The organism is Pseudomonas sp. F8002, assembly GCF_013385495.1.
Taxonomy (GTDB): domain Bacteria; phylum Pseudomonadota; class Gammaproteobacteria; order Pseudomonadales; family Pseudomonadaceae; genus Aquipseudomonas.
In genome coordinates, this window is sequence record NZ_JACAPW010000003.1 from 104,131 (window position 1) to 129,406 (window position 25,276).

Genomic DNA, 25,276 nt, shown 5'->3' on the forward strand with positions numbered 1-25,276 from the left:
TATGGGGCGCCCTTGAAGGCGCCTGCAACACCGTGAGGTATGGGTCATGAATCGCTATGTTTCTGTTCTGGCATTGAGTGGGATTGCTGTGCTCGCGGGCTGTGTCGCCCCGACGCCTAAGCCCAATGACCCGTACTATGCGCCGGTGTTGCCGCGCACGCCGTTGCCGGCGGCCGCCAACAATGGCTCGATCTACCAGGCCGGGTTCGAACAGAACCTGTACAGCGACCGCAAGGCCTTCCGGGTCGGTGACATCATCACCATCACGCTGAACGAGAAGACCCAGGCGAGCAAGAACGCCAACTCGCAGATCGGCAAGACCAGCAAGACCAGTATCGGCCTGACTTCATTGTTTGGCGGTGTACCGAACACCAACAACCCGCTGGGCAGCGGTGACCTGAGCCTGGACGCCGGCTACAGCGGCGACCGCGCCACCAACGGCAAGAGTGCGGCAGGGCAGGGCAACAGCCTGACCGGCTCGATCACCGTGACCGTGGCCGACGTGCTGCCCAACGGCATCATTGCCGTACGCGGCGAGAAGTGGATGACCCTCAACACCGGTGACGAACTGGTGCGCATTGCGGGCATGGTTCGCGCCGACGATATCTCCACCGACAACACCGTGCCGTCGACACGGATTGCCGATGCACGCATCACCTACTCGGGTACGGGTTCGTTTGCTGACGCCAGTCAGCCGGGCTGGTTTGACCGTTTCTTCCTTAGCCCGCTGTTCCCTTTCTAGGTGATCACTTTGAACTTCAAACAGCTGATGGCTGCGATGTTGCTGCTGGCCCTGAGCGCAGGCGCCCAGGCCGAGCGCTTGAAAGACATCGCGAGCATTTCCGGCGTGCGGTCCAACCAACTGATCGGCTACGGCCTGGTGGTGGGGCTTAACGGCACGGGTGACCAGACCACCCAGACCCCGTTCACCCTGCAGACCTTCAACAACATGCTCTCGCAGTTCGGCATCAAGGTACCGCCGGGCTCGGGCAACGTGCAGTTGAAGAACGTCGCGGCGGTGTCCATCAGCGCTGACTTGCCGCCGTTCGCCAAGCCGGGGCAGGTGGTCGATATCACCGTCTCGTCCATGGGTAACTCGAAAAGCCTGCGCGGCGGCACCTTGCTGATGACCCCGCTCAAAGGTATCGACGGCAACGTCTACGCCATTGCCCAGGGCAACCTGGTGGTGGGTGGCTTTGATGCCGAAGGCCGCGACGGTTCGAAGATCACCGTCAACGTGCCGTCGGCCGGGCGGATTCCCGGTGGTGCCTCGGTGGAGCGCACCGTGCCCAGCGGCTTCAACCAGGGCAACAGCCTGACCCTGAACCTCAATCGCTCTGACTTCACCACCGCCAAGCGCGTGGTCGACAAGATCAATGAGCTGCTCGGCCCGGGCGTGGCCCAGGCCATCGATGGCGGCTCGGTTCGTGTGACGGCACCGCTGGACCCAAGCCAGCGTGTGGACTACCTGTCTCTGCTGGAAAACCTTGAGGTTGACCCGGGCCAGGCGGTGGCGAAAGTCATCATCAACTCGCGGACCGGCACCATCGTGATCGGCCAGAACGTCAAGGTTTCGCCAGCGGCCGTGACCCACGGCAGCCTGACCGTGACCATCACCGAAGACCCGATCGTCAGCCAGCCTGGCCCGTTGTCCAACGGCCAGACTGCCGTGGTCCCCCGTTCGCGGGTGAATGCCCAGCAAGAAGCCAAGCCGATGTTCAAGTTCGGCCCCGGCACCACCCTGGACGAGATTGTCCGTGCGGTGAACCAGGTGGGCGCAGCGCCCGGCGACTTGATGGCGATCCTCGAAGCATTGAAACAGGCCGGCGCCTTGCAAGCCGACCTGATCGTGATCTGACGCCATGGCCATGGACATGCGCAAGAGCGGCCTGACCAGCACGGCGGATTCGGGTTCCTATTCCGACCTCAACCGGCTTAACCAGTTGAAGGTCGGCGACAAGAACAGCGACGGCAACATGCGCAAGGTCGCGCAGGAATTCGAGTCGCTGTTTCTCGGCGAGATGCTCAAGTCCATGCGTTCGGCCACCGAAGCCCTGGGCAAGGACAACCCGCTGAATACCCCGGCGGCCAAGCAGTACCAGGAAATGTACGACCAGCAGTTGGCGGTTTCCCTGTCTCGCGAGGGCGGTGGTATCGGCCTGGCGGACGTGCTGCTGCGCCAGATGCAGAAGAACAAACCGGTGGACGCCCAGGCGGCCACCCTGCAAGGCCCGGCTGCGCCCGCGAAGAAGGTGGATGTGCCGACTGAAATTGCCGCCGGTACCAAGGCCGATGGCCCGCTGGGCCGCAGCAATGGTCAGCGGCCATTGTGGGCATACCGCGTGGCGGTGCCTGAAGGCACCAACTCCCACGCCAACGACATGGCGCTGATGAACCAGCGACGCATCTCGTTGCCGAGCAAGCTGACGGATCGCCTGCTGGCCGGCATCGTGCCGGGTGCCGAGGCTTCCACTGCCGCCAAGGCCGCGCCGCTGCGCAACAGCGCTGCCGATGATGGCGTGGTCAACAGCACCGCCCGCAGCCTTGCCGCCATACCGCCTCGCGGGCAGATGCAGGTTTACGGCCGTGCCGTCGCCCAGCCACCGCTGGCACCGGCGAAGAAAGCCTTCAGCTCGCAGGATGAATTTGTCGCCACCATGTTGCCGATGGCCAAGCAGGCCGCTGCGAGGATTGGCGTCGACCCACGCTACCTGGTGGCCCAGGCCGCCTTGGAAACCGGTTGGGGTAAATCGGTGATGCGTGCCGAGGATGGCACCAGCAGCCACAACCTGTTCGGCATCAAGGCCGGCCAGAGTTGGCAGGGCGAACAGGCCCGGGCGATCACCAGCGAGTTTCGCGATGGCGCGATGGTCAAGGAGACGGCGCAGTTCCGTTCCTACAATTCCTACCAGGACAGCTTCCATGACCTGGTCACGTTGCTGCAAAGCAATGATCGCTATAAAGAAGTTGTGAAATCAGCCGACAACCCGGAACAGTTTGTGCGCGAGTTGCAAAAAGCCGGATATGCAACCGACCCGGATTACGCCAGCAAGATTTCGCAGATCGCAAAAACGATGAACAGCTACCAGAACTACGCTGCCGCGGGCGCTTCCACTCATTTATAAGGTCTGAATCATGAGTTTGCTCAATATCGGGATGTCGGGGCTCAATGCCGCCCAGGGATCGTTGTCGGTCTTAAGTAACAACATCGCCAACGTCAACACCCCGGGATACTCGCGTCAACAGAGCGCTCAGACCGCGAATGCGTCGAACGCCTACGGCGGCGTATTTATCGGCACCGGTACGACCCTCGCGGACGTGCGTCGGGTGTACAACCAGTTTCTCACCACGGCTTACCAGAACAGCACGGCACTCGACAGCGATGCCAACGCCTACCTGGACCAGGCCAGTGCCATCGACAAGACCTTGTCGGATTCCAACACCGGCATGTCTTCGGTGCTCAGTGCCTTTTTCGCGGCGGCGCAGACGGCTTCTGCCACCCCGGGCGACGTGTCCGCGCGCCAATTGCTGCTGACCAGCGCCCAGACCCTGAGCAACCGCTTCAACTCCATTTCCGGCCAGTTGAACCAGCAGAAACAAACGATCAACAGTCAGTTGAGCACCATGACGGACCAGGTCAACAAGCTGACGTCCTCGATCGCCTCGCTCAACAAGCAGATTGCCCAGGCCCAGGGGACTTCCAGCAGTGCGCCGGCCAACCTGCTGGACTCGCGTGACGAAGCGGTGCGCTCGCTCAACGAGCTGATCGGCGTTACGGCCACGGAAAAAAACGGACAGTTCAGTATTACGACCGGTACGGGGCAGTCGCTGGTGGAAGGCGGGATATCCAATAATATCTCTGCGGTACCGAGTAGCACCGACAATAGCCAGTACACCATCCAGCTCTCGATGGGCGACTCGTCCATTGACCTTGGCAATGTGGTCACCGGCGGCAGTATCGGTGGCTTGCTGCGCTATCGCAGTGACGTGCTGATGCCGGCCATCAATGATCTGGGGCGCATCGCGATTGCCACGGCAGACACGATCAACAACCAGTTGGGCCAGGGCCTGGACCTCAACGGCGAATTCGGTTCGTCGCTGTTCACCGATATCAACAGCGCGGCGGCGATTTCCCAGCGTAGCCAAGGGGCCGCCGGCAACAGCGCGGGGTCTGGCAACCTGAATGTCACGATCAAGGACAGCAGCCAGCTGACGACCTACGACTACAAAGTCACGTTTACCAGTGGTAACCAGTACAGCGTCGTCCGCTCCGACGGCAAGGCCATGGGTTCGTTCGACACCACCACCACGCCGCCGCCGGTGATTGATGGCTTTACCCTGGCACTGGACGGCAAAGGGCCCATGGCTGCCGGTGACAGCTTCAAGGTCAGCCCCACGGCCAACGGGGCCACGGGCATCGGTGTCGACCTGAAGGACGTCAACAAGCTCGCCTTCGCGGGCCCCTTGGCGGGGAACGCAAGCAAGACCAACACCGGCACCGGTACGTTCACACCGCCTCAGCTGACTGTGCCGCTGGATATTCATGGCGGCGCTGATACCGCCCAGTTGCGCGCCGGCATCGAAAACTCCATGCCGGTAAAAATGCTCTTTGGCAAGCCGGCCGCCGACGGCACCCAGTCGTATACGGTGAGCGACGCGCAAGGCAATCCGATCGGCAGTGGCACCATCATCCCGGGCCAGGGCAACAAGATCAGCATCAACGTACCGATGCGCGATGCCTCCGGTGCGTTGATCCCGGGCAAAAGCTTCAACTTCGACACCACGGTCGGCGGCTCGCCTGCCAATGGTGACAGCACGACTTTCTCGTTCAACGCTTCGGGCACCTCCGACAACCGCAACGCCCAGCAATTGCTGGACTTGCAGACCAAGGCCACCGTGGGCGCCAGCGACGGCAGCCCGGGTGTGAGCCTGGTCAGCGCCAACGCCCGACTCGTGTCGCAGGTGGGCTCCAAAGCCAGCCAGGCCGCTACCGACTCCACCGCGACGGGTGCGCTGTTGGCAGCGAACAAGGCGGCCAGCAACTCGGTGTCCCAGGTCAACCTGGATGAAGAGGCGGGTGACATGATCAAGTTCCAGCAGTACTACACCGCGTCGTCGCAGATCATCAAGGCTGCGCAAGAAACTTTCAGCACACTGATTAATGCCCTTTAAAGGAGTCTGGGACGATGCGTATTTCTACACAGCAGTATTTCGACACCAGCGCCAGCAAGTACCAGACGAACTATTCCGGTGTGGTGAAAGCCCAGGACCAGGCGAGCAGCGGTATCCGGGTGCAGACCGCCTCCGATGACCCGGTCGCCGCCGCGCGCTTGCTGCAATTGCAGCAACAGAAAGACATGCTTGGCCAGTTCAACGGCAACATCAACACCCTGCAGAACTCGCTGACCAACGAAGAATCGGTGTTAAAGAGCATCAACACCGCCTTGCAGCGCGGTAATGAACTGGCGCTGCGTGCGGCCAACCAGTCCCTGAGCGATGACGATCGTAAATCCATCGCCAGCGAAGTGGGCGCGCTTGAGGACCAGGTGCTGGGCTTGCTCAACTCCAAGGATGCCAACGGCAACTACATGTTTTCCGGGTCGAAAACCGACACGCCGCCTTACATCCGCAATAACGACGGCACCTACACGTATCAGGGTGACGAGACGCCGCTGAGCTTGCAGATCTCGGACAATCTGTCGATGGCGGGGGGCGACACCGGTAAGTCGATGATGGAAAGTTCGACCAACACCGGTCGCACCCAGGCTACGTTGTTGCCGCCTGCGGTCAATGACGGCAAGGTCGCGGTATCGGCGGGCACGGTGACCTCCGGTGTCACCTACACCAAGAGTTTTACCGACGGCCAGCCCTACAAGCTGACCTTCAGCAGCAGCACGCAGTATTCCGTGACCGACAAGGACGGTAACGACGTTACCTCGGAGATTCCCGGCAACGGCACTTTCGACGCGACTAAAGAGGGCGCTTCCAGCGTCAACCTGCGCGGCGTCAAGTTCGATATCAGCCTGACGCTCGGCGCGGACGTTGCGCCCGGCGCTGACTCCGACGCACTGGTGGCGGGCAAGGCGTTCACCCTGCAATCCAAGCCGGACACCTTCAGTGCTTCGCGTTCGCCAGGCAACGCGTCGACTGCACAAGTGACCGGTGGCCAGGTGACGGATCAGGCGGCCTACGCCAGCACCTTCCCTGATACCGGTGCGGTGATCAAATTCACCAGCGGCACCACGTATGAGGTGTATGCGCAGCCCTACAGTCCGAACAGCAAGACCATCGCGACCGGCACCATGGCTGCCGGTGCCACCTCGATCAACGCGGCCGGCGTGACGTTCGACATCAGTGGTGCGCCAGGGGCGGGCGACCAGTTTGCGGTCAGCGCCGTCAGCAACAAGAACGAAAACGCCCTGGACACGTTGAGCCAATTGCGCAAAGCCCTGGAAACGCCGGCTGACGGCAATCTGGTCGCGCAGAACAACCTCAAGGATGTGGTGGCCAAAACCATCGGCAACCTGAACAACGCCAGTTCACAGATTGACCAGGTGCGCGGCTCCATTGGTGCTCGCCAGAATGCCCTGGATCTTCAAACAGATGAAAACACCAGCCTGGGGACTGCCAATACCAACACCATGAGTTCCCTGGGCAACGTCGACATGGGTCAGGCGGCGATCAACCTGCAGCTTCAGCAAACCATGTTGCAGGCCTCTCAGTTGGCCTTTGTGAAAATCTCTCAGTTGAGCCTGTTCAACAAAATGTGATGTCCGCAGCTGCAAACCGGCGGCTCACCCTGGAAACGGGGTGGGCCGTTGTGGTTTTTGGCGTTTGTATGTCCCCGTGTTTCGCACAAAGCGCAGAAAATTGAGTGACCTGTGAGTCATAAAGCGCATCTTCACTGTATCGTGTGAAAAGGATAGGTCGTCGCCAGGTCTCTGCGAGGGCCTGCCGCCAGGGTACAAAGGCGGTTTTCGGCGAGTTTTTTGCGGGGTCATCCCCATTATTGTCAGCACCCGGCGACGTGTCTCGCGGGGTGTTCTCCAGCTATTTAGTATTGGGAAGCCACAATGATTGGCATAAAAAGCATCGCCAGTTACGTGCCGGCAGACGGGATTGATAACTACGCCCAGGGTGCCAAATTCGCCAAGGATGAAGAATTCATCATTGGCAAGATCGGTTCGGCGTTCCTGCCGCGCAAGGATGCCGCGCAGGAAACCTCCGATCTGTGCGTCGAGGCGGTCAACGCCTTGTTTGCCAACAACCCCGATTTGAAGCGCGAGTCCATCGATGCGCTGATCGTCGTTACCCAGAATGGCGACGAAGAGGGCTTGCCTCACACCGCCGCCATCGTCCAGGACAAGCTGGGCCTGCCGACGCACGTGGCGGCCTTCGATATTTCCCTGGGCTGCTCGGGCTACGTCTACGGCATCTATGCGATGAAGGGCTTCATGGAGGCTACCGGCCTGAAGAACGGCCTGCTGGTGACCGCCGATCCATACTCGAAGATCGTCGACCCGGAAGACCGCAACACCACCATGCTGTTCGGCGATGCCGCTACCGCCACCTGGATGGGTGAAGACGCGCCGTGGCAGTTGGGCAAGTCCAAGTTCGGCACTGACGGCTCCGGTGCGCCGCACTTGAAGGTCAGCGATGGCGTGTTCTTCATGAACGGCCGCCAGGTGTTCAACTTCGCCTTGCTCAAGGTGCCGGCGCATTTGCACGAGCTGCTCAACGAATCGGACCTCAAGGCTGACGAGATCGATGCGTTCTGCATCCACCAGGGCAGTGCGGCGATTGTCGACGCCGTGGCCCGGCGTTTCGAAGACGCGCCGGTGGACAAGTTCATCAAGGACATGGTCGAGACCGGCAACACCGTGTCCTCGAGCATTCCGCTGCTGCTGGAAAAGCACATGCTCGACTCCACCTGGAAGCGCGTCGCCATCAGTGGTTTTGGTGTGGGGCTGTCCTGGGGCTCGGCGATTTTGCACCGCCCTTGACGACTTAAAGGCGCTGCACAAAAAAACGCCCATGATCGAAAGATCATGGGCGTTTTTTATTTGGCGCCAGAAAGCCAACAATTGCTGGGGTTTGGGCTATCGTAAATGCTTGAATTAAAAGGGGTGGCACGGCGCCAGTAAAAAAAATCAAAAAAGTCCTCAAGCAACCTGCTTTCACGACGATAACTATTACGAAGGTTCTCTAGGCCACACCCGGCGGTTGCCAGGGCCGGAAGCCGCAGTACACCACCCACGAGGATTTCGTCATGGCATTAACAGTAAACACCAACCTTGCTTCGTTGACCGTTCAGAACAACCTGAACAAGGCTTCCAGCGCCCTGCAAACTTCCATGCAGCGCCTGTCCTCCGGCCTGCGTATCAACAGCGCCAAAGACGATGCGGCCGGCCTGCAAATCGCTGGTCGTCTGACCAGCCAGATCAACGGCCTGGGCGTTGCCATCAAGAACGCCGGTGACGGTAACTCCATCGCGCAAACTGCTGAAGGCGCGATGCAGCAATCCACCAACATCCTGCAGACCATGCGTTCCCTGGCTCTGTCGTCCGCTAACGGCTCCCTCAGCGCTGACGACCGTAAGTCGAACCAGGCTCAGTACGCGGCTCTGACTTCTGAATTGACCCGTATCGCTTCTACCACCACTTTCGGTGGTCGTAACCTGCTGGACGGTTCTTTCGGTACTACCGCTTTCCAAGTGGGCGCCAACGCCAACCAGACCATCAACATGAGCCTGGGCAACGTATCGGCTAACAACATTGGTTCGCAGCAGCTGCTGTCCAGTGCTCAGACTCCAGGCGCCGGCGTTGCAGGCGGCACTATCACTGTTACCGGTGGCGGCCAGACCTCTGCTGCACTGACCATTGCTGCCGGCGCCTCTGCCAAGGCTATCGCTGCTCAACTGAACGGCGCGGTCGGCGGCCTGCAGGCCTCTGCCAGCAACGAAGCCAAGTTCACTGTTCCAGCCTTCGCGGCTCCTAACCCAAGTGGCAGCTTCACTCTGGCCGTAGGCAGCGCTTCGGTTAGCTTCACCGGTATCACCAAAGCTTCTGACCTGGCTGACCAACTGAACTCCAACGCTGCCAAACTGGGCATCAGCGTTAACTTCGACCAGTCGACCGACTCCCTGTCGATCAAATCCGACTCGGGTGAGAACTTCACCTTCTCCGGTGCTGACGCTGGCGGCCAGACCATCGGCGTGCAAACCAAGGGCGGCAACGGTCAGTTCGGCACTGCCGCAACCCTGACCGCTGCAAACCTGGTTGCTACTGGCCAAGTCTCGTTGAACTCCAGCTCCAGCTACTCGCTGGCTGGCGACGGCGTTACCGGCGTGTTCGGCGCAGCGGGTGCTACTGCTGTCAACTCGGGCAAAGTCGTTGTCAGCAACACTGACGTGACCACCGCTGCCAACGCACAGAGCGCTGTTGACGTGCTGACCCAGGCACTGTCCACCATCGACTCCCAGCGTGCTGACCTCGGTGCTGTACAAAACCGTTTCGACAACACCATCGCCAACCTGCAGAGCATCTCGGACAACTCCACTTCTGCCCGTGGCGTGATCCAGGACGTTGACTTCGCTGCTGAAACCGCTCAGCTGACCAAGCAACAAACCCTGCAACAGGCTTCGACTGCGATCCTGTCCCAGGCGAACCAACTGCCATCCGCTGTACTGAAGCTGCTTCAGTAATAACGGCGCTTGGTAACTGACGGAAGGGCGCGTTTACGTGCCCTTTTGTCTTTTGTCTAATGAGGTGATTGGTCATGGACATGAGCGTCAAACTGAACCTGTCTTACCCTGCGGCAGCGCCACAGAATGCTCCAGCTCCTGTCAGTGCCGATCCGCAGAAACCCAAGGTGGACTCCGTTGCTGGCGCGAAAGATGCCCAGCAGTCATCGAGCCACACCGATTTGAAAAAAGCGGTCAAGGACATAAACGAATTCATCCAGGCTGCCCAGCGCAAACTGGATTTTTCCATTGATGACTCCACCCACCAGGTTGTGGTTAAGGTCATCGCAACCGAGAGCGGTGAAGTCATTCGCCAGATTCCTTCGGAATTGGCCCTGAAACTCGCCCAGAGCCTTCATGACGCCAGCAGCTTGCTGTTTGACGCCAAGGTCTAAACTGGCATGAACTTTGTTGCGAAAACTGCCTAGAGTGTGATTCGTCAATAAAGCATCAGCCCCGGATTAGGAGAAAGACGATGACAGTCGTAGCAGGTCTAACGGTCAACGGCCCGGGTACGGGTATCGACGTTCAAGGTCTTGTTAAGTCATTGGTGGGTTCGCAAACCGCACCCAAGCAAGCGCAGATCGACAGCCAGACCAAAATATCCACTGCGCAACTGACCTCGATCGGTAAAATCCAGGCGGCCCTGGACGCGTTCCGGGGCGCGCTGGACAATATGACCAAGACCGTCAACTTCAGCGGCCTGAGTTCGACGGTTTCGAACGATAAGCTCGCGACGGTCACGTTGGGCCCGGGTGCCGCGGCCGGTAACTTTACGTTGAACGTTACCAAGTTGGCCACGGCGTCCAAAGTCTCCACGGCAGTGATTCCTGGCGGGCCGACGGCCGTCGTCAATTCCGGGGCTTCGGCGACGGTGTTTACGGTCTCCCAGTCCGGCAAGGATTACAGCGTCAGTGTGCCGCCGGGCGGGACCCTGCAGCAGGTGCGTGACTCGCTCAACACGCAGTACGGCAATTCGGGCTTGAGTGCCAACATCCTGACTGACTCCAACGGTTCCCGGTTGGTGGTCACGTCCTCGACTACCGGTAAAGGTAGTGACATCACCTTCAAGGGGTCCTCGGGCCTGGATACGGGCGCGACTGTCGTGGGCGCGGCACCGGTGAACGCCGTGTATACCCTGGACGGCAGTCCTCAAGAGTCCACGAGTAATACCCTGCCCGACGCAATCAGTGGTGTGAGCATCACGTTGACGGGGGTTTCGGCAGCTGCCGACGGCCCTAACGGCGATTCGACGATCAAGGTGTCTGCGAACGCCGCCACCCTGAAGTCGGCAGTCAAGGGTTTCACGGACACTTACACAGCGTTGGTCAAGGCTGTGAATGCCGAGACTCAGGTCACCACCAATGCCGACGGTTCCGTCACGCCAGGCGCGCTGACCGGGGACAGCTCTGTGCGTACCATGATGGCGTCGATCCGCAACGTGATGAACTCGGTGACCGGTAGCGGCACGTTTTCATCCCTGGCGCAGTTTGGCGTGACCACGGACCAGACAGCGGGCACGCTGAGCGTCAGTGATGTGGCGTTTGACAAGGCCGCCCTCACTAACGGCTCCGACATCAACAGCATCTTCACCGGCCCCAATGGGCTGTTGACGAGCCTGACGAATGCCACAGCCAACTATGCGCTGAGCAAGACCGGGGTGTTCGCCCAAAAGTCCACGACCCTGCAGGACAACCTCAAGGACCTGACCAACCAACAGACCGCCCTGAACACGCGCTCTGATGCCCTGACGGCGTCCCTGACCCTGAAATACAACGCCATGGACTCCCTGGTTGCCCAGCTCAAGGCTCAGGGCGACAGCGTCATGACCACGCTCAACTCGCTGAACAATCCGAAGTCCACCTGATTGGCGGATGGATAAAACCCGCCGAAGGCGCTGAGTCAAAGCGCCAGGCGGGCTAAAGTTTTGTGTAACGCCGTCGACATAATAATCAGCGTCCACCCTTTTAGCTGTCGCCTGTCACGAGGTAGAAACATGAATCCCATGAGAGCCCTTCGCCAATACCAGAAGGTCAACACCCACGCCCAGATCTCCGAAGCCAGCCCGCACCGCCTGGTGCAGTTGCTGATGGAAGGCGCACTGGATCGTATGGCGCAGGCCAAGGGTGCGATGGCTCGCGGTGATATCGCGCAGAAGGGGTTGATGCTGGGCAAGGCGGTGGACATCCTCGTCGGGTTGCGTGACGGCCTGAACCCCGAGAAGACCCCGGACCCGATTGCACTGCAGCAGTTGGATAACCTGTATGCCTTCATGACCATGCGCCTGCTGGAAGCCAACCGTCAGAATGACGCTGCGATGATCGATGAGGTCGCAGGTCTGATGATTACGCTCAAGGAAGGCTGGGACGGTATTGCCACAGAGGTACAGTAGGCCGTAAGGCCTGAGGACGATGTCATGAGCCAAGCATTGCAAAAAATCGACGAGACCCGTGAGGCGCTGTCCGAGGCGTTGGCTGAACGCAACTGGGGTGCGATCGGCGAACTGGATTTGGGCTGCCGCGCGTTGATCGATGCTGCGCTCAACGAGGAATCGGCGGATGAGGCAGCCATTCGGGCAAAACTGGAAGACTTGCTTTCGGTCTACCAGCAGTTGCTTGAGGCGACGACAGGGGAGCGACAGGCTATTTTCGAAGAGATGTCGCAGTTCAACCGAGCTAAACATGCGTCAAAGGTTTACCATATGTTCGGCTGAAGGCTCAGTTAATCCGAACACCGCGCGTCATAAATTTGACTGTGCACGATTTTTTGACTTAACTAGTGCTATTTTCAGACGTCAGAAAGCCGTAGCGCAGAAAATGCCTACAGCAATCTAGATTGCCCCAACTCGAGGGCATTAGAGTTTTACTAGGGAAGTTGCTATTGCATGTGGCGTGAAACCAAAATTCTGCTGATCGATGACGATAGCGTTCGGCGCCGCGATCTGGCGGTGATCCTGAATTTTCTTGGCGAAGAAAATCTACCCTGCGGCAGCCACGACTGGCAGCAGGCGGTCAGCTCTTTGTCGTCGAGCCGCGAAGTCATTTGTGTGCTGATCGGGACGGTAAACGCTCCTGGTGCAGTGCTGGGCTTGTTAAAGACACTGTCGACCTGGGATGAGTTCCTTCCGGTGTTGCTGATGGGCGATATTTCTTCCGTGGACCTTCCGGAAGACCAGCGCCGCCGCGTGCTCTCCACCCTTGAAATGCCCCCCAGCTACAGCAAATTGCTCGACTCCCTGCACCGTGCCCAGGTCTACCGCGAGATGTACGACCAGGCCCGCGAGCGCGGCCGTCACCGCGAACCCAACCTGTTCCGCAGCCTCGTCGGCACCAGTCGTGCGATCCAGCACGTGCGCCAGATGATGCAGCAAGTAGCCGACACCGACGCCAGTGTGCTGATCCTTGGCGAGTCGGGCACCGGCAAGGAAGTGGTCGCACGCAACCTGCACTACCATTCCAAGCGTCGTGACGGGCCGTTCGTGCCGGTCAACTGCGGGGCGATCCCGGCAGAACTGCTGGAAAGCGAACTGTTCGGCCACGAGAAGGGTGCCTTTACCGGGGCGATCACCAGCCGTGCCGGGCGTTTTGAACTGGCCAACGGCGGCACCCTGTTCCTCGACGAAATCGGCGACATGCCGCTGCCGATGCAGGTCAAGCTGCTGCGGGTATTGCAGGAGCGCACCTTCGAGCGCGTGGGCAGCAACAAGACCCAGAGCGTCGACGTACGCATCATCGCGGCCACCCACAAGAACCTCGAAAGCATGATCGAGGTCGGCAGCTTCCGCGAAGACCTGTACTACCGCCTCAACGTATTCCCGATCGAAATGGCGCCCCTGCGCGAGCGCGTCGAAGACATCCCGCTGCTGATGAACGAACTGATCTCGCGCATGGAGCACGAAAAGCGTGGTTCGATTCGCTTCAACTCGGCGGCGATCATGTCCCTGTGTCGCCACGGCTGGCCGGGCAACGTCCGCGAGTTGGCCAACCTGGTGGAGCGCATGGCTATCATGCACCCGTACGGGGTGATCGGCGTGGTCGAGCTGCCGAAGAAATTCCGCTACGTCGACGACGAAGACGAGCAATTGGTGGACAGCCTGCGCAGCGACCTGGAAGAGCGCGTGGCCATCAACGGCCACACGCCGGACTTCGGCTCCACCGCCATGCTGCCGCCGGAAGGCCTGGACTTGAAGGACTACCTCGGCAGCCTCGAACAAGGCCTGATCCAGCAGGCACTCGACGACGCCAACGGTATCGTCGCCCGTGCCGCCGAGCGCCTGCGCATCCGGCGTACCACCCTGGTGGAGAAGATGCGCAAGTACGGCATGAGTCGCAAGGAAGGTGATGAACAGGCGGATGATTGACGCCTGTTTTTCAACTGACTGAAAACTAAGCCTATTTTTTTAGGCACGGGTATTGCTACAGCACTCGCAACGTTCCGTTTAACTGACGGTCAGCCAAGCGAGAGAGCATGATGCCCCACGCCGCCCAACTATCTTCGGTCCCTGACACTCAGGGGCCGGCCCCCTCCGTAGAGCAGATCAGCCGTCTGGGGCTTGAACAGGCTTTTTCCCTGTTCAACCAGATGTCGAGCCAGTTGACTGACTCCTACAGCCTGCTGGAAGCCCGGGTTTCCGAGCTTAAAGGCGAGTTGGCCGTGGTCAGTGCCCAGCGCATGGAAGAGCTGGCCGAGAAAGAGCGACTGGCCAACCGTCTGCAAAACCTCCTCGACCTGTTGCCCGGTGGCGTGATCGTCATCGACGAGCAGGGCCGTGTGCGCGAAGCCAACCCGGCGGCCTGCAACATGCTTGGCCTGCCGCTGGAGGGCGAGCTGTGGCGCGAGGTCATCACCCGCTGCTTTGCCCCCCGGGAAGACGACGGCCACGAAATTTCCCTCAAGGATGGACGCCGCCTGTCCATCGCCACGCGTTCCCTGGATGCCGAGCCTGGCCAGTTGGTGTTGCTCAACGACCTGACTGAAACCCGGCACCTGCAAGACCAGTTGGCCCGCCATGAGCGCCTGTCGTCTTTGGGGCGAATGGTCGCTTCCCTGGCCCACCAGATTCGTACGCCATTGTCGGCCGCGCTGATTTACGCCAGTCATTTGACTGATGAGCAATTGCCCGCCGCCACCCACCAGCGTTTTGCCGGCCGCCTCAAGGAGCGCCTGCACGAACTGGAGCATCAGGTGCGCGACATGCTGGTGTTTGCCCGCGGCGAATTGCCGCTGACCGATCGCGTCACCCCGGCCGCCTTGATGCAGTCCCTGCAAGCGGCGGCCGCCACTCATATCCAGGAAGCGTCAGTCCGTTGGCAGTGCGACAGCCATTACGGCGAGTTGCTGTGCAACCGCGACACCCTGGTGGGCGCGCTGCTCAACCTGATCGAAAACGCGACCCAGGCCAGCGGCCCCGGGGCGCGGCTCAAGGTGCACCTGTACAACCGTGGCGAGACCCTGCGCCTGAGCATCAGCGACAGCGGCAGCGGGATTGACCCGGTGGTGCTGCAGCGCCTCGGCGAGCCTTTTTTTACCACCAAGACCAACGGGACCGGCCTGGGCCTGACCGTGGTCAAGGCAGTCGCCCGTGCGCATCAGGGAGAATTGCAGCTGCATTCCCGGTTGGGTCGTGGCACGTGCGCGTTGATCACGCTGCCGCTGTTTTCATGCGCCGTCAGCGCGGAGTAAAAGGTCATGGCTATCAAGGTTTTATTGGTTGAAGACGATCGCGCCCTGCGTGAAGCATTGGCTGACACGCTGTTGCTGGCGGGCCATGACTATCGGACGGTCGGTTCTGCCGAAGAAGCCCTGGACGCGGTGGAGCAGGAGTCCTTCAGTCTGGTGGTCAGCGACGTCAACATGCCGGGTATGGACGGACACCAGTTGCTCGGCCTGTTGCGTGCGCGCCAGCCGCAACTGCCGGTGCTGCTGATGACCGCCCACGGCGCCGTGGAGCGTGCCGTCGACGCCATGCGTCAGGGCGCTGCGGATTACCTGGTCAAGCCCTTCGAACCCAAAGCCTTGATCGAACTGGTCGCCCGGCATGCCCTTGGCACCCTGGGCGCTGCCGAGGGTGAAGGCCCGATTGCCTTCGAACCGGCCAGCGCGCAATTGCTGGAACTGGCGGCCCGTGTTGCCCGCAGCGATTCCACCGTGCTGATCTCCGGCGAGTCCGGTACCGGCAAGGAAGTACTGGCGCGCTACATCCACCAGCAATCCCATCGTGCCAGCCAGCCGTTCATTGCGATCAACTGCGCGGCCATTCCCGACAACATGCTCGAAGCCACCTTGTTCGGCCATGAGAAGGGCTCGTTCACCGGCGCCATCGCGGCGCAGGCCGGCAAGTTCGAGCAGGCTGACGGCGGCACCATCCTGCTCGACGAAATCTCCGAAATGCCCCTGGGCCTGCAAGCCAAGTTGCTGCGGGTATTGCAGGAGCGCGAAGTGGAGCGGGTGGGCGCACGCAAGCCGATCCAACTGGACATCCGTGTGGTCGCCACCACCAACCGCGACCTGGCGGGCGAAGTGGCGGCGGGGCGCTTCCGTGAGGACCTGTTCTACCGGCTCTCGGTGTTCCCGTTGGCCTGGCGCCCGTTGCGCGAGCGCCCGGCAGACATCATTCCGCTGGCCGAGCGCCTGCTGGGCAAGCACGTCAATAAAATGAAGCATGCCCAGGCGCGCCTGTCGGCCGAGGCCCAGGCCTGTCTGATCAGCTACCCGTGGCCCGGCAACGTGCGGGAACTGGACAACGCGATCCAGCGTGCGTTGATTTTGCAGCAGGGCGGCCTGATCCAGCCCCAGGATTTCTGCCTGGCCATGGGCGCGGGCGCAGCCCCGCAGCCGAGCCTGGCTGCCGCGCCACAGGTCGAAGCCGTGCCTGCCGAATCCGCCGGCGCCCTGGGCGACGACCTGCGTCGCCGGGAATTCCAGATGATCATCGACACCCTGCGCTCCGAGCGCGGGCGCCGCAAAGAAGCCGCCGAGCGCCTGGGCATCAGCCCGCGCACCCTGCGCTACAAGCTGGCGCAGATGCGTGACGCCGGGATGGACGTGGAAGCCTACCTCTACGCCACCTGAAAATTCTCAAAGCCGACAGGGCCAGTCGCCTTTTCTTACAGAATGCCACGGAGCTGGCACCCTTGTTGCTACCACCCCTGTAATCGCTGTGTAGTGTCAAAAAATTGCGGGTCGTCGGAGAGAAAGTTCATGAGCCAAGGTGTTGAGTTCAATCGGTTGATGTTGGATATGCGGTCCATGCAAATGGATGCCATGGCTCAACCGAAATCCGCCGCGCAAGCCGTACCGGAATTGGGCCAGAGCAGCTTTGCCGACATGCTCGGCCAGGCCATCAACAAAGTCAGCGACACCCAGCAGGCATCCAATCAGTTGGCGACCGCCTTCGAGATCGGCAAGAGCGGCGTGGACCTCACCGACGTGATGGTCGCCTCGCAGAAAGCCAGCGTTTCATTCCAGGCCTTGACCCAGGTGCGCAACAAACTGGTTCAAGCCTATCAAGACATCATGCAGATGCCGGTTTAAGGACGATTTGAGTCATGGCAGAAGCACTCGTGGATAACGCACCCGCCAAGGCAGACGGCAAGCCGCCGCTGTTTGGCCTGTCGTTCCTGGAAAACCTCTCCGAGATGACCATGTTGCGTCAGGTAGGCCTGATGGTCGGCCTGGCTGCCAGCGTGGCGATTGGTTTTGCCGTGGTGCTGTGGTCCCAGCAACCGGATTACCGCCCGCTGTACGGCAGCCTGGCGGGCATGGATTCCAAGCAGATCATGGAAACCCTGGCGGCGGCAGACATCAGCTACACCGTCGAACCGAATTCCGGCGCCCTGTTGGTCAAGGCCGACGATGTGGCCCGTGCGCGGATGAAACTGGCGGCTGCCGGCGTTACCCCGTCCGACGCGAATATCGGCTTTGAAATCCTCGACAAGGACCAGGGCCTGGGGACCAGCCAGTTCATGGAAGCCACCCGCTACCGTCGCGGCCTGGAAGGCGAACTGGCGCGCACCATCTCTGCCCTGAACAACGTCAAGGGCGCCCGCGTGCACCTGGCGATTCCGAAAAGCTCGGTGTTCGTGCGTGATGAACGCAAGCCCAGTGCCTCGGTCCTGGTCGAACTCTTTGCCGGCCGCTCCCTTGAGCCTGGCCAGGTATTGGCGATCATCAACCTGGTGGCCACCAGCGTTCCTGAATTGAGCAAGTCGCAGATCACCGTAGTCGACCAGAAGGGCAACCTGCTGTCGGACCTCGCGGAGAACTCTTCGCTGACCATGGCCGGCAAGCAGTTCGACTACAGCCGTCGCATGGAAAGCATGCTGACCCAGCGGGTGCACAACATCCTGCAACCGGTGTTGGGCAATGATCGCTACAAGGCTGAGGTGTCGGCCGACGTCGACTTCAGTGCCGTCGAATCGACCTCCGAGCAGTTCAACCCGGACCAGCCGGCCCTGCGCAGCGAGCAATCGACCACCGAGCAACGTACCGCCAGCAATGGCCCGCAAGGCGTGCCGGGTGCCCTGAGCAACCAGCCGCCAACCCCGGCCACTGCCCCGCAAACCACCGGTGGCGCTGCCGCTACCGCAGGCGCGGTGCAGCCTGGCCAGCCGCTGCTGGACGCCAACGGCCAGCAGATCATGGACCCGGCCACCGGCCAGCCCATGCTCGCGCCGTACCCGGCCGACAAGCGCAACCAGTCCACCAAGAACTTCGAGCTTGATCGTTCCATCAGCCACACCAAGCAGCAACAGGGCCGGATCAATCGCCTGTCGGTGTCGGTGGTGGTGGATGACCAGGTCAAGGTCAATGCCGCAGACGGCGCCATCACCCGCGCCCCATGGAGCGCCGATGAATTGGCGCGCTTCACTCGCCTGGTGCAGGACGCGGTGGGCTTCGATGCCAGCCGTGGCGACAGCGTCAGCGTGATCAACATGCCGTTCTCCGCCGAGCGTGGCGAAGTCATCGCCGAGGCAGCGTTCTATACTCAGCCGTGGTTCTGGGACATCGTCAAGCAAGTGCTGGGTGTGTTGTTCATCCTGGTGCTGGTGTTCGGCGTACTGCGCCCGGTGCTCAACAACATCACCGGCCACGGCAAGAAGCAACTGGCCCTGGCCGGTGGCGACGTCGAGCTGGGTGGCATGGGCGGCCTCGATGGCGAACTGGCCAACGACCGCGTGAGCCTCGGTGGCCCGCAAAGCATTCTGTTGCCGAGCCCGAGCGAGGGGTACGACGCTCAGTTGAACGCAATCAAGAGCCTGGTGGCCGAAGACCCGGGTCGTGTGGCCCAGGTCGTGAAAGAGTGGATTAACGCAGATGAGTGATAGCCGAGCTGCAGTAGCCAAACTCTCCCGGGTCGACAAAGCCGCCGTGCTGTTGCTGTCCCTCGGAGAAACCGACGCCGCCCAAGTGCTGCGCCACATGGGGCCCAAAGAGGTTCAGCGTGTCGGCGTGGCCATGGCGCAAATGCGCAATGTGCACCGCGAGCAAGTCGAGCAGGTGATGAGCGAGTTCGTCGAGATCGTCGGCGACCAGACCAGCCTGGGCGTCGGCTCCGACAGCTACATTCGCAAGATGCTCACCTCGGCCCTGGGCGAAGACAAGGCCAATGGCCTGATCGACCGCATCCTGCTGGGTGGCAACACCAGCGGCCTCGACAGCCTGAAGTGGATGGAGCCGCGGGCCGTGGCCGACGTGATCCGCTACGAACACCCGCAAATCCAGGCGATCGTGGTGGCGTATCTCGACCCCGACCAGGCCGGTGAAGTGCTCGGCCACTTCGACCATAAGGTGCGCCTGGATATCATCCTGCGCGTCTCGTCGTTGAACACCGTGCAGCCGGCGGCCCTGAAAGAACTGAACACGATTCTCGAGAAGCAGTTCTCGGGCAATTCCAACGCTTCGCGCACCACCCTGGGCGGCATCAAGCGTGCGGCCGACATCATGAACTTCCTCGACAGCTCGGTGGAAGGCCAGTTGATGGACTCGATCCGCGAGATCGACGACAGCCTGTCGGTGCAGATCGAAGACCTCATGTTCGTGTTCAACAACCTCTCCGATGTCGACGACCGTGGCATCCAGGCGTTGCTGCGGGAAGTCTCCTCCGACGTGCTGGTGCTGGCCCTCAAGGGCTCCGACGAAGGCGTCAAGGAAAAGATCTTCAAGAACATGTCCAAGCGGGCTTCCGAACTGTTGCGCGACGACCTCGAGGCCAAGGGCCCGGTGCGCGTCAGCGACGTGGAAACTGCACAGAAGGAAATCCTCACCATTGCCCGCCGTATGGCCGAAGCCGGAGAAATCGTTCTCGGTGGGAAGGGCGGCGAAGAAATGATTTAAGGCGCCGCGCATGTCGAACAAAGATGAGACGCCCAGCGATCTGATTCGCGCACGGGACGTCGGAGGGTTCGACGTCTGGTCGCTGCCCAGTTTCGACCCGCATCGTCCGGAGCCTGAGCCGGAGCCGGTAGAAGAACCCCCGGCCGAGATGGAAGAAGTGCCGCTGGAGGAAGTCCAGCCACTGACCCTGGAAGAGCTCGAAAGCATTCGTCAGGAAGCCTACAACGAAGGTTTCTCCACCGGCGAGAAGGACGGTTTTCGCAGCACCACCCTCAAGGTCCGCCAGGAAGCCGAGGCCGCGCTGAGCGTCAAGCTGGCCAGCCTGGAAACCCTGATGGGCAGCCTGTTCGAGCCCATCGCCGAGCAGGACTCGCAGATTGAAAAAGCCATGGTCGGGCTGGTGGAGCACATCACCCGCCAGGTGATTCAGCGCGAATTGGCCCTGGACTCCACGCAAATCGAAAGCGTGATGCGCGAAGCCCTCAAGCTGCTGCCCCTGGGCGTCGGCAACGTGCGGCTGTACATCAACCCGCAGGATTTCGAACAGGTCAAAGCCCTGCGCGAGCGCCATGAAGAAACCTGGCGCATCGTCGAAGACGCTGCGCTGCTGCCCGGTGGTTGCCGGGTCGAGACCGAGCACAGCCGCATCGATGCCACGGTGGAGACGCGCATCACGCAGATCATGGCCAAGCTGTTCGATCAGTTGCACGAGCAGGCGCTGCACCCGGCAGAGCCGGACTTGAGTGTCGAGCTGGACACCCCCGATGCGCCTTGATCGCACCAGCTTCGCCAAGCGCCTGGGTGGCTATGCCGAAGTCACCGAGTTGCCCGGCCAGCCGATCCTGGAGGGCCGGCTGCTGCGCATGGTCGGCCTGACCCTGGAAGCCGAAGGCCTGCGCGCCGCCATGGGCAGCCGCTGCATGGTGATCAACGACGACAGCTACCACCCGGTGCAGGTCGAAGCCGAAGTGATGGGGTTCTCCGGCAGCAAAGTATTCCTGATGCCCGTCGGCAGCGTTGCCGGCATTGCCCCCGGCGCTCGCGTGGTGCCGCTGGCCGACACCGGCCGCCTGCCGATGGGCATGAGCATGCTCGGCCGCGTGCTGGATGGCGCCGGGCGCGCCCTCGACGGCAAGGGCGGGATGAAGGCCGAAGACTGGGTGCCGATGGACGGCCCGACCATCAACCCGCTCAAGCGCAACCCCATCAGCGTGCCGCTGGACGTGGGCATTCGCAGCATCAACGGTTTATTGACGGTGGGCCGCGGCCAGCGCCTGGGCCTGTTTGCCGGTACCGGCGTCGGTAAGTCGGTGTTGCTGGGGATGATGACGCGCTTTACCGAGGCCGACATCATCGTGGTCGGGCTGATCGGCGAGCGGGGCCGGGAGGTGAAGGAATTCATCGAGCACAGCCTCGGCGAAGAAGGCCTCAAGCGTTCGGTTGTGGTGGCCTCGCCGGCGGATGACGCGCCGCTGATGCGCCTGCGCGCCGCGATGTACTGCACACGCATCGCCGAATATTTTCGCGACAAGGGCAAGAACGTCCTGCTGCTGATGGACTCCCTGACCCGTTTCGCCCAGGCCCAGCGGGAAATCGCCCTGGCCATCGGCGAGCCGCCGGCCACCAAGGGCTATCCGCCGTCAGTGTTCGCCAAGCTGCCCAAGCTGGTGGAGCGTGCCGGTAACGCCGAAGCCGGTGGTGGTTCGATCACTGCGTTCTACACCGTACTCTCCGAGGGCGATGACCAGCAGGACCCGATTGCCGACTCGGCGCGGGGCGTGCTCGACGGGCACATCGTGCTGTCCCGGCGCCTGGCCGAAGAAGGGCACTACCCGGCCATCGACATCGAAGCCTCCATCAGCCGGGTGATGCCGTCGGTGGTCACCCCGGAGCACATGATGCGCGCGCAGCAGTTCAAGCAACTGTGGTCGCGTTATCAACAGAGCCGCGACCTGATCAGCGTCGGCGCCTATGTGGCCGGCGGCGATCGCGAGACCGACCTGGCGATTGCCCTGCAACCGCAACTGGTGACGTACCTGCGCCAGGGCCTCAACGACAAGATCAGCATGGGTGAAAGCGAGGCACACCTGGGCACCATCTTCGCGCCGGCGCCGGGCGGATAAACCATGGCCAACACTCGCGCCGCGCGCCTTGCCCCGGTGGTGGACATGGCCGAAAAAGCTGAAAAGACCGCCGTCCAGCGCCTGGGGTACTTCCAGGGCCAGGTTCGCCTGGCGGAAAGCAAGCTGGGGGATCTGGAGCGCTTTCGCGGCGAGTATCAGCAGCAGTGGATCGAGCGTGGCAGCAAGGGCGTCTCCGGGCAGTGGCTGATGGGCTACCAGGGCTTTCTCAACCAGTTGGAAACCGCCGTCGGCCAGCAGCGCCAGAGCCTGGCCTGGCACCAGGCCAACGTCGACAAGGCCCGCGACAGCTGGCAACAGGCCTATGCCCGGGTCGAAGGCCTGCGCAAACTGGTGCAGCGCTACATCGACGAAGCCCGTGCACTGGAAGACAAGCGCGAGCAGAAATTGCTGGATGAATTGTCCCAGCGTCTTCCCCGCCAAAACCCCTATTAACCACGCCCTCGCTCCTACATGGATTTGCCCACTTCCCTATCACCTGCTACACCTTGTTGCACATTGCCAATGACAAGGAAGCAGTCGTATGTCAGTCGAATCAGAAGTGTCCCTGGACGGGACGAAGTTGACGATCACCGTCAGGGGGCGATTCGATTTCGGTAGCCACCAGGCCTTTCGTGATGCCTACGAGCGGTTCGACAAGGTGCCCGAGATCTACGTGGTGGACTTGAAGGAAACCACCTACATGGACAGCTCGGCCCTGGGCATGCTCCTGCTCTTGCGTGACCATGCCGGAGGCGACAATGCCGAAGTGCAGGTGGTCAACGCCAACTCCGATGTGCGCAAGATCCTGGCCATTTCCAACTTCGACAAACTGTTCGACCTCACTTGAGCGTCCTGGCCCCGGTCCTCGAGGCGCTGACGGTGTTGATCGCCGAAGACAGCGCCGCCGACCTGTTGTTGCTGTCGACCATCGTGCGCCGCCAGGGCCACCAGGTGCTGACCGCCAGTAACGGCCAGGAAGCGGTCGATGTGTTTACCCGTGAACGGCCGCAGTTGGTGTTGATGGACGCCCTGATGCCGGTGATGGACGGCTTCGAGGCGGCCCGCCAGATCAAGCAGCGGGCGGGGGAGGCGCTGGTGCCGATCATCTTCCTCACCTCCCTGCGCGAGAGCGAAGCCCTGGCCCAGTGCCTGGATGCCGGGGGTGACGACTTCCTGGCCAAACCCTATAACCAGGTGATCCTGGCGGCAAAGATCAATGCCATGGATCGCCTGCGTCGCTTGCAGGCCACGGTGTTGCAGCAACGCGACCTGATCGCCCGGCACCACGACTACCTGCTGCAGGAGCAGCGAGTGGCCAAGGCGGTGTTCGACAAGGTGGCCCACTCGGGCTGCATCAACGCCGCGCCGAATATTCGTTATGTGCAGTCGCCCTACGCGCTGTTCAACGGCGATTTGCTGCTGGCCGCGTACACGCCGTCGGGCGATATGCATGTGCTGCTGGGGGACTTTACCGGCCACGGTTTGCCGGCGGCGGTCGGCGCCATGCCCCTGGCGGAAGTGTTCTACGGCATGACTGCCAAGGGCTACGGATTGGCGCAAACCCTGCGGGAGATGAACGCCAAGCTCAAGCGCATCCTGCCGGTGGACATGTTCTGTTGTGCCACCTTGCTGTGCCTCAGCGCCCAGCGACGGGTGGTGGAAGTGTGGAATGGCGGCATGCCCGACGGCTACGTGCATGACGTCACCACCGGCAAGCGTACGCCGCTGGTGTCGCGGCATTTGCCATTGGGCGTGCTGGCGGCCGAGGCGTTTGATGACCGCACTGAAGTCTGGCCGATGGCGCTGGGTGACCGAGTGTTTTTGCTGTCGGATGGTGTGCTGGATACCGCCGATGCCCATGAACAGTTGTTTGGCGCCGAGCGGTTGCAGCAGGTGTTTGCGGCCAATCGCGAGCCGGACCGGTTGTTCGAGGAGATCGAACAGGCCTTGGCGGGTTTTCGCGGTGAGGTGCGCGATGACATCAGCATGGTGGAGATCAGCCTGCAGGCGGATGAGCCGTTGCGTTCGTCGTCGGTGGTGTATTCCGACAGTGGGCAGTCGTCGCCGCTGGATTGGTCGGTAAGTTTTGAGTTTCGTGCCGAGACGCTCAAGTCCTACAACCCTTTGCCGTATTTGTTGCAGTTGCTGTTGGAGATTCATGGGCTGCGGGAGCAGAGCGGGGCGTTGTACAGCGTGATGGCGGAGTTGTATTCCAATGCGCTTGAACATGGTGTGCTGGGGCTGGATTCGCGGCTCAAGCGGGATGCGCAGGGGTTTGCTGCGTATTACCGCGAGCGTAATGAGCGGCTGGCGCGGTTGGATAGCGGGTATGTGCGGGTGCGCCTGGATGTGGTGCCGACCGGGGAGGGGGGGGGTCTGACGCTGCGGATCGAGGACAGTGGGGCCGGGTTTGATGTGGATAAGGTGCTGGCCAGGCCGCTGGATGTTGACCGTCTGTCTGGTAGGGGATTGAGCCTGGTGCGCCAGTTGAGCAGCGATGTAGGCTGGTCTGACGGCGGGCGGTGTGTGTGCGTGGAGTTTTCATGGAAGGCTCTGGCATAATCCGCCGATTCTTGATCAAGGAGCGAACAAGTGGCAGAGATTCATCTGGACCCCGATGTGCTGACTGGCTTGCAGGAGGTCATGGAGGGCGAGTATCCGAAGCTGCTCGACACTTTTCTCGATGACTCGCAAAAGCGGGTAGAGGCGTTGCGCCGGGCTCGGGATGATGCCAAGGCGCTTGGGCGGATTGCGCATAGCTTCAAGGGGAGTAGCGGTAATCTTGGGGCGGTGCGGTTGGCTGAGCTTTGTCAGTTGCTCGAGGATAAGTCCGCCAAGCCTGTGGTTGCGGATTTGGCGCAGTTGGTGGATGAGATTGACCATGAATTCGCGCTGGTGCGGCCGTTGTATGAGCATGAGCGGGGGCGGTTTCAGCTCTGATGCTTTTGGTGTGTATATCCGTTTCTTCGGTAACGGCGGCTTATGGTTTCGCTCTTGCAGCGAGTCACTTTGCAAAAGCGGCACAGTAACCAAAGCGCTCTGCCCCATCAAAAACCAGAGCGAAAGCAGAGCTGCT

At 61.3% G+C, this 25,276-nt stretch carries 23 protein-coding genes; all 23 read left to right on the forward strand.

Annotated features, from left to right (window positions below):
* Positions 1 to 46: 46 nt before the first annotated feature.
* The 23 genes from flgH (at position 47) to HX811_RS05630 (ending at position 25,140) form a co-directional block, all read left to right on the forward strand.
* Entirely contained in the window at positions 47 to 742 is a 696-nt protein-coding gene (gene flgH / locus HX811_RS05520; RefSeq protein WP_003214607.1) for a flagellar basal body L-ring protein FlgH, read from the forward strand.
* A 27-nt stretch (positions 743 to 769) separates the two neighbouring features.
* Complete coding sequence (locus HX811_RS05525; protein ID WP_032899355.1) at positions 770 to 1,858, forward strand: flagellar basal body P-ring protein FlgI; 1,089 nt, start codon at positions 770 to 772, stop codon at positions 1,856 to 1,858.
* Positions 1,859 to 1,862: 4 nt separating this feature from the next.
* The gene (gene flgJ, locus HX811_RS05530; RefSeq protein WP_003214604.1) at positions 1,863 to 3,125 is read left to right on the forward strand and encodes a flagellar assembly peptidoglycan hydrolase FlgJ; all 1,263 of its coding nucleotides are present in this window, start codon (positions 1,863 to 1,865) and stop codon (positions 3,123 to 3,125) included.
* Positions 3,126 to 3,135: 10 nt separating this feature from the next.
* Positions 3,136 to 5,172, forward strand: coding sequence for a flagellar hook-associated protein FlgK (flgK, locus tag HX811_RS05535; protein WP_177022174.1), 2,037 nt, complete (start codon positions 3,136 to 3,138; stop codon positions 5,170 to 5,172).
* A 14-nt stretch (positions 5,173 to 5,186) separates the two neighbouring features.
* Positions 5,187 to 6,770 carry a flagellar hook-associated protein 3 gene (locus HX811_RS05540; protein WP_003214602.1) on the forward strand — a complete coding sequence of 528 codons (1,584 nt, stop codon included), beginning with the start codon at positions 5,187 to 5,189 and terminating at the stop codon, positions 6,768 to 6,770.
* Between the two features lie 303 nt (positions 6,771 to 7,073).
* Positions 7,074 to 8,003, forward strand: coding sequence for a ketoacyl-ACP synthase III (locus HX811_RS05545; RefSeq protein ID WP_003214601.1), 930 nt, complete (start codon positions 7,074 to 7,076; stop codon positions 8,001 to 8,003).
* 266 nt (positions 8,004 to 8,269) lie between these two features.
* On the forward strand, positions 8,270 to 9,703 hold the full coding sequence (locus HX811_RS05550; protein ID WP_087694338.1) for a flagellin: 1,434 nt from the start codon (positions 8,270 to 8,272) through the stop codon (positions 9,701 to 9,703).
* A 74-nt stretch (positions 9,704 to 9,777) separates the two neighbouring features.
* On the forward strand, positions 9,778 to 10,137 hold the full coding sequence (locus HX811_RS05555; RefSeq protein ID WP_177045148.1) for a flagellar protein FlaG: 360 nt from the start codon (positions 9,778 to 9,780) through the stop codon (positions 10,135 to 10,137).
* 80 nt (positions 10,138 to 10,217) lie between these two features.
* Positions 10,218 to 11,609: a flagellar filament capping protein FliD gene (fliD, locus tag HX811_RS05560; RefSeq protein WP_087694336.1), complete on the forward strand. Its 1,392-nt coding sequence runs from the start codon at positions 10,218 to 10,220 to the stop codon at positions 11,607 to 11,609.
* A gap of 129 nt (positions 11,610 to 11,738) precedes the next feature.
* Positions 11,739 to 12,134: a flagellar export chaperone FliS gene (gene fliS, locus HX811_RS05565; protein ID WP_003214591.1), complete on the forward strand. Its 396-nt coding sequence runs from the start codon at positions 11,739 to 11,741 to the stop codon at positions 12,132 to 12,134.
* Between the two features lie 24 nt (positions 12,135 to 12,158).
* Positions 12,159 to 12,455 carry a hypothetical protein gene (locus HX811_RS05570; RefSeq protein ID WP_003214590.1) on the forward strand — a complete coding sequence of 99 codons (297 nt, stop codon included), beginning with the start codon at positions 12,159 to 12,161 and terminating at the stop codon, positions 12,453 to 12,455.
* 171 nt (positions 12,456 to 12,626) lie between these two features.
* Positions 12,627 to 14,102 (forward strand): sigma-54 dependent transcriptional regulator, encoded by a 1,476-nt coding sequence (locus tag HX811_RS05575; protein WP_003214588.1) that lies wholly within the window; start codon positions 12,627 to 12,629, stop codon positions 14,100 to 14,102.
* Between the two features lie 110 nt (positions 14,103 to 14,212).
* Positions 14,213 to 15,424, forward strand: coding sequence for a PAS domain-containing sensor histidine kinase (locus HX811_RS05580; RefSeq protein WP_032899354.1), 1,212 nt, complete (start codon positions 14,213 to 14,215; stop codon positions 15,422 to 15,424).
* 6 nt (positions 15,425 to 15,430) lie between these two features.
* On the forward strand, positions 15,431 to 16,813 hold the full coding sequence (locus HX811_RS05585; protein ID WP_177045150.1) for a sigma-54 dependent transcriptional regulator: 1,383 nt from the start codon (positions 15,431 to 15,433) through the stop codon (positions 16,811 to 16,813).
* Between the two features lie 129 nt (positions 16,814 to 16,942).
* Positions 16,943 to 17,275: a flagellar hook-basal body complex protein FliE gene (fliE, locus tag HX811_RS05590; RefSeq protein ID WP_003214581.1), complete on the forward strand. Its 333-nt coding sequence runs from the start codon at positions 16,943 to 16,945 to the stop codon at positions 17,273 to 17,275.
* 14 nt (positions 17,276 to 17,289) lie between these two features.
* Entirely contained in the window at positions 17,290 to 19,065 is a 1,776-nt protein-coding gene (gene fliF / locus HX811_RS05595) for a flagellar basal-body MS-ring/collar protein FliF (RefSeq protein WP_177045151.1), read from the forward strand.
* Positions 19,058 to 20,077: a flagellar motor switch protein FliG gene (gene fliG, locus HX811_RS05600; RefSeq protein ID WP_003214577.1), complete on the forward strand. Its 1,020-nt coding sequence runs from the start codon at positions 19,058 to 19,060 to the stop codon at positions 20,075 to 20,077. The genes fliF and fliG overlap by 8 nt, the downstream gene beginning before the upstream one ends.
* Positions 20,078 to 20,087: 10 nt before the next feature.
* Complete coding sequence (fliH, locus tag HX811_RS05605; protein WP_008434837.1) at positions 20,088 to 20,852, forward strand: flagellar assembly protein FliH; 765 nt, start codon at positions 20,088 to 20,090, stop codon at positions 20,850 to 20,852.
* Positions 20,842 to 22,200 (forward strand): flagellar protein export ATPase FliI, encoded by a 1,359-nt coding sequence (gene fliI / locus HX811_RS05610; RefSeq protein WP_087694334.1) that lies wholly within the window; start codon positions 20,842 to 20,844, stop codon positions 22,198 to 22,200. The genes fliH and fliI overlap by 11 nt, the downstream gene beginning before the upstream one ends.
* Before the next feature lie 3 nt (positions 22,201 to 22,203).
* Positions 22,204 to 22,653: a flagellar export protein FliJ gene (gene fliJ / locus HX811_RS05615; RefSeq protein ID WP_008434833.1), complete on the forward strand. Its 450-nt coding sequence runs from the start codon at positions 22,204 to 22,206 to the stop codon at positions 22,651 to 22,653.
* 88 nt (positions 22,654 to 22,741) lie between these two features.
* The gene (locus HX811_RS05620; protein ID WP_177045153.1) at positions 22,742 to 23,047 is read left to right on the forward strand and encodes an STAS domain-containing protein; all 306 of its coding nucleotides are present in this window, start codon (positions 22,742 to 22,744) and stop codon (positions 23,045 to 23,047) included.
* A complete protein-coding gene (locus HX811_RS05625) occupies positions 23,044 to 24,762 on the forward strand; it encodes a fused response regulator/phosphatase (RefSeq protein ID WP_177045155.1) in 1,719 nt (572 codons plus the stop codon). The genes HX811_RS05620 and HX811_RS05625 overlap by 4 nt, the downstream gene beginning before the upstream one ends.
* A gap of 30 nt (positions 24,763 to 24,792) precedes the next feature.
* Positions 24,793 to 25,140, forward strand: a complete 348-nt coding sequence (locus HX811_RS05630; RefSeq protein ID WP_003214564.1) for an Hpt domain-containing protein — start codon at positions 24,793 to 24,795, stop codon at positions 25,138 to 25,140.
* The last annotated feature ends 136 nt before the right edge of the window (positions 25,141 to 25,276 follow it).

Coding starts and splice junctions, on each gene's coding strand:
- HX811_RS05570 (WP_003214590.1), top strand. CDS start 12,159: ATGAGCCAAGCATTGCAAAAAATCGACGAGACCCGTGAGGCGCTGTCC.
- fliI (WP_087694334.1), top strand. CDS start 20,842: ATGCGCCTTGATCGCACCAGCTTCGCCAAGCGCCTGGGTGGCTATGCC.
- HX811_RS05620 (WP_177045153.1), top strand. CDS start 22,742: ATGTCAGTCGAATCAGAAGTGTCCCTGGACGGGACGAAGTTGACGATC.
- HX811_RS05555 (WP_177045148.1), top strand. CDS start 9,778: ATGGACATGAGCGTCAAACTGAACCTGTCTTACCCTGCGGCAGCGCCA.
- fliG (WP_003214577.1), top strand. CDS start 19,058: ATGAGTGATAGCCGAGCTGCAGTAGCCAAACTCTCCCGGGTCGACAAA.
- fliH (WP_008434837.1), top strand. CDS start 20,088: ATGTCGAACAAAGATGAGACGCCCAGCGATCTGATTCGCGCACGGGAC.
- fliF (WP_177045151.1), top strand. CDS start 17,290: ATGGCAGAAGCACTCGTGGATAACGCACCCGCCAAGGCAGACGGCAAG.
- fliS (WP_003214591.1), top strand. CDS start 11,739: ATGAATCCCATGAGAGCCCTTCGCCAATACCAGAAGGTCAACACCCAC.
- fliJ (WP_008434833.1), top strand. CDS start 22,204: ATGGCCAACACTCGCGCCGCGCGCCTTGCCCCGGTGGTGGACATGGCC.
- flgJ (WP_003214604.1), top strand. CDS start 1,863: ATGGCCATGGACATGCGCAAGAGCGGCCTGACCAGCACGGCGGATTCG.
- fliD (WP_087694336.1), top strand. CDS start 10,218: ATGACAGTCGTAGCAGGTCTAACGGTCAACGGCCCGGGTACGGGTATC.
- HX811_RS05540 (WP_003214602.1), top strand. CDS start 5,187: ATGCGTATTTCTACACAGCAGTATTTCGACACCAGCGCCAGCAAGTAC.
- HX811_RS05580 (WP_032899354.1), top strand. CDS start 14,213: ATGCCCCACGCCGCCCAACTATCTTCGGTCCCTGACACTCAGGGGCCG.
- fliE (WP_003214581.1), top strand. CDS start 16,943: ATGAGCCAAGGTGTTGAGTTCAATCGGTTGATGTTGGATATGCGGTCC.
- HX811_RS05575 (WP_003214588.1), top strand. CDS start 12,627: ATGTGGCGTGAAACCAAAATTCTGCTGATCGATGACGATAGCGTTCGG.
- HX811_RS05550 (WP_087694338.1), top strand. CDS start 8,270: ATGGCATTAACAGTAAACACCAACCTTGCTTCGTTGACCGTTCAGAAC.
- HX811_RS05525 (WP_032899355.1), top strand. CDS start 770: ATGGCTGCGATGTTGCTGCTGGCCCTGAGCGCAGGCGCCCAGGCCGAG.
- HX811_RS05585 (WP_177045150.1), top strand. CDS start 15,431: ATGGCTATCAAGGTTTTATTGGTTGAAGACGATCGCGCCCTGCGTGAA.
- flgH (WP_003214607.1), top strand. CDS start 47: ATGAATCGCTATGTTTCTGTTCTGGCATTGAGTGGGATTGCTGTGCTC.
- flgK (WP_177022174.1), top strand. CDS start 3,136: ATGAGTTTGCTCAATATCGGGATGTCGGGGCTCAATGCCGCCCAGGGA.
- HX811_RS05545 (WP_003214601.1), top strand. CDS start 7,074: ATGATTGGCATAAAAAGCATCGCCAGTTACGTGCCGGCAGACGGGATT.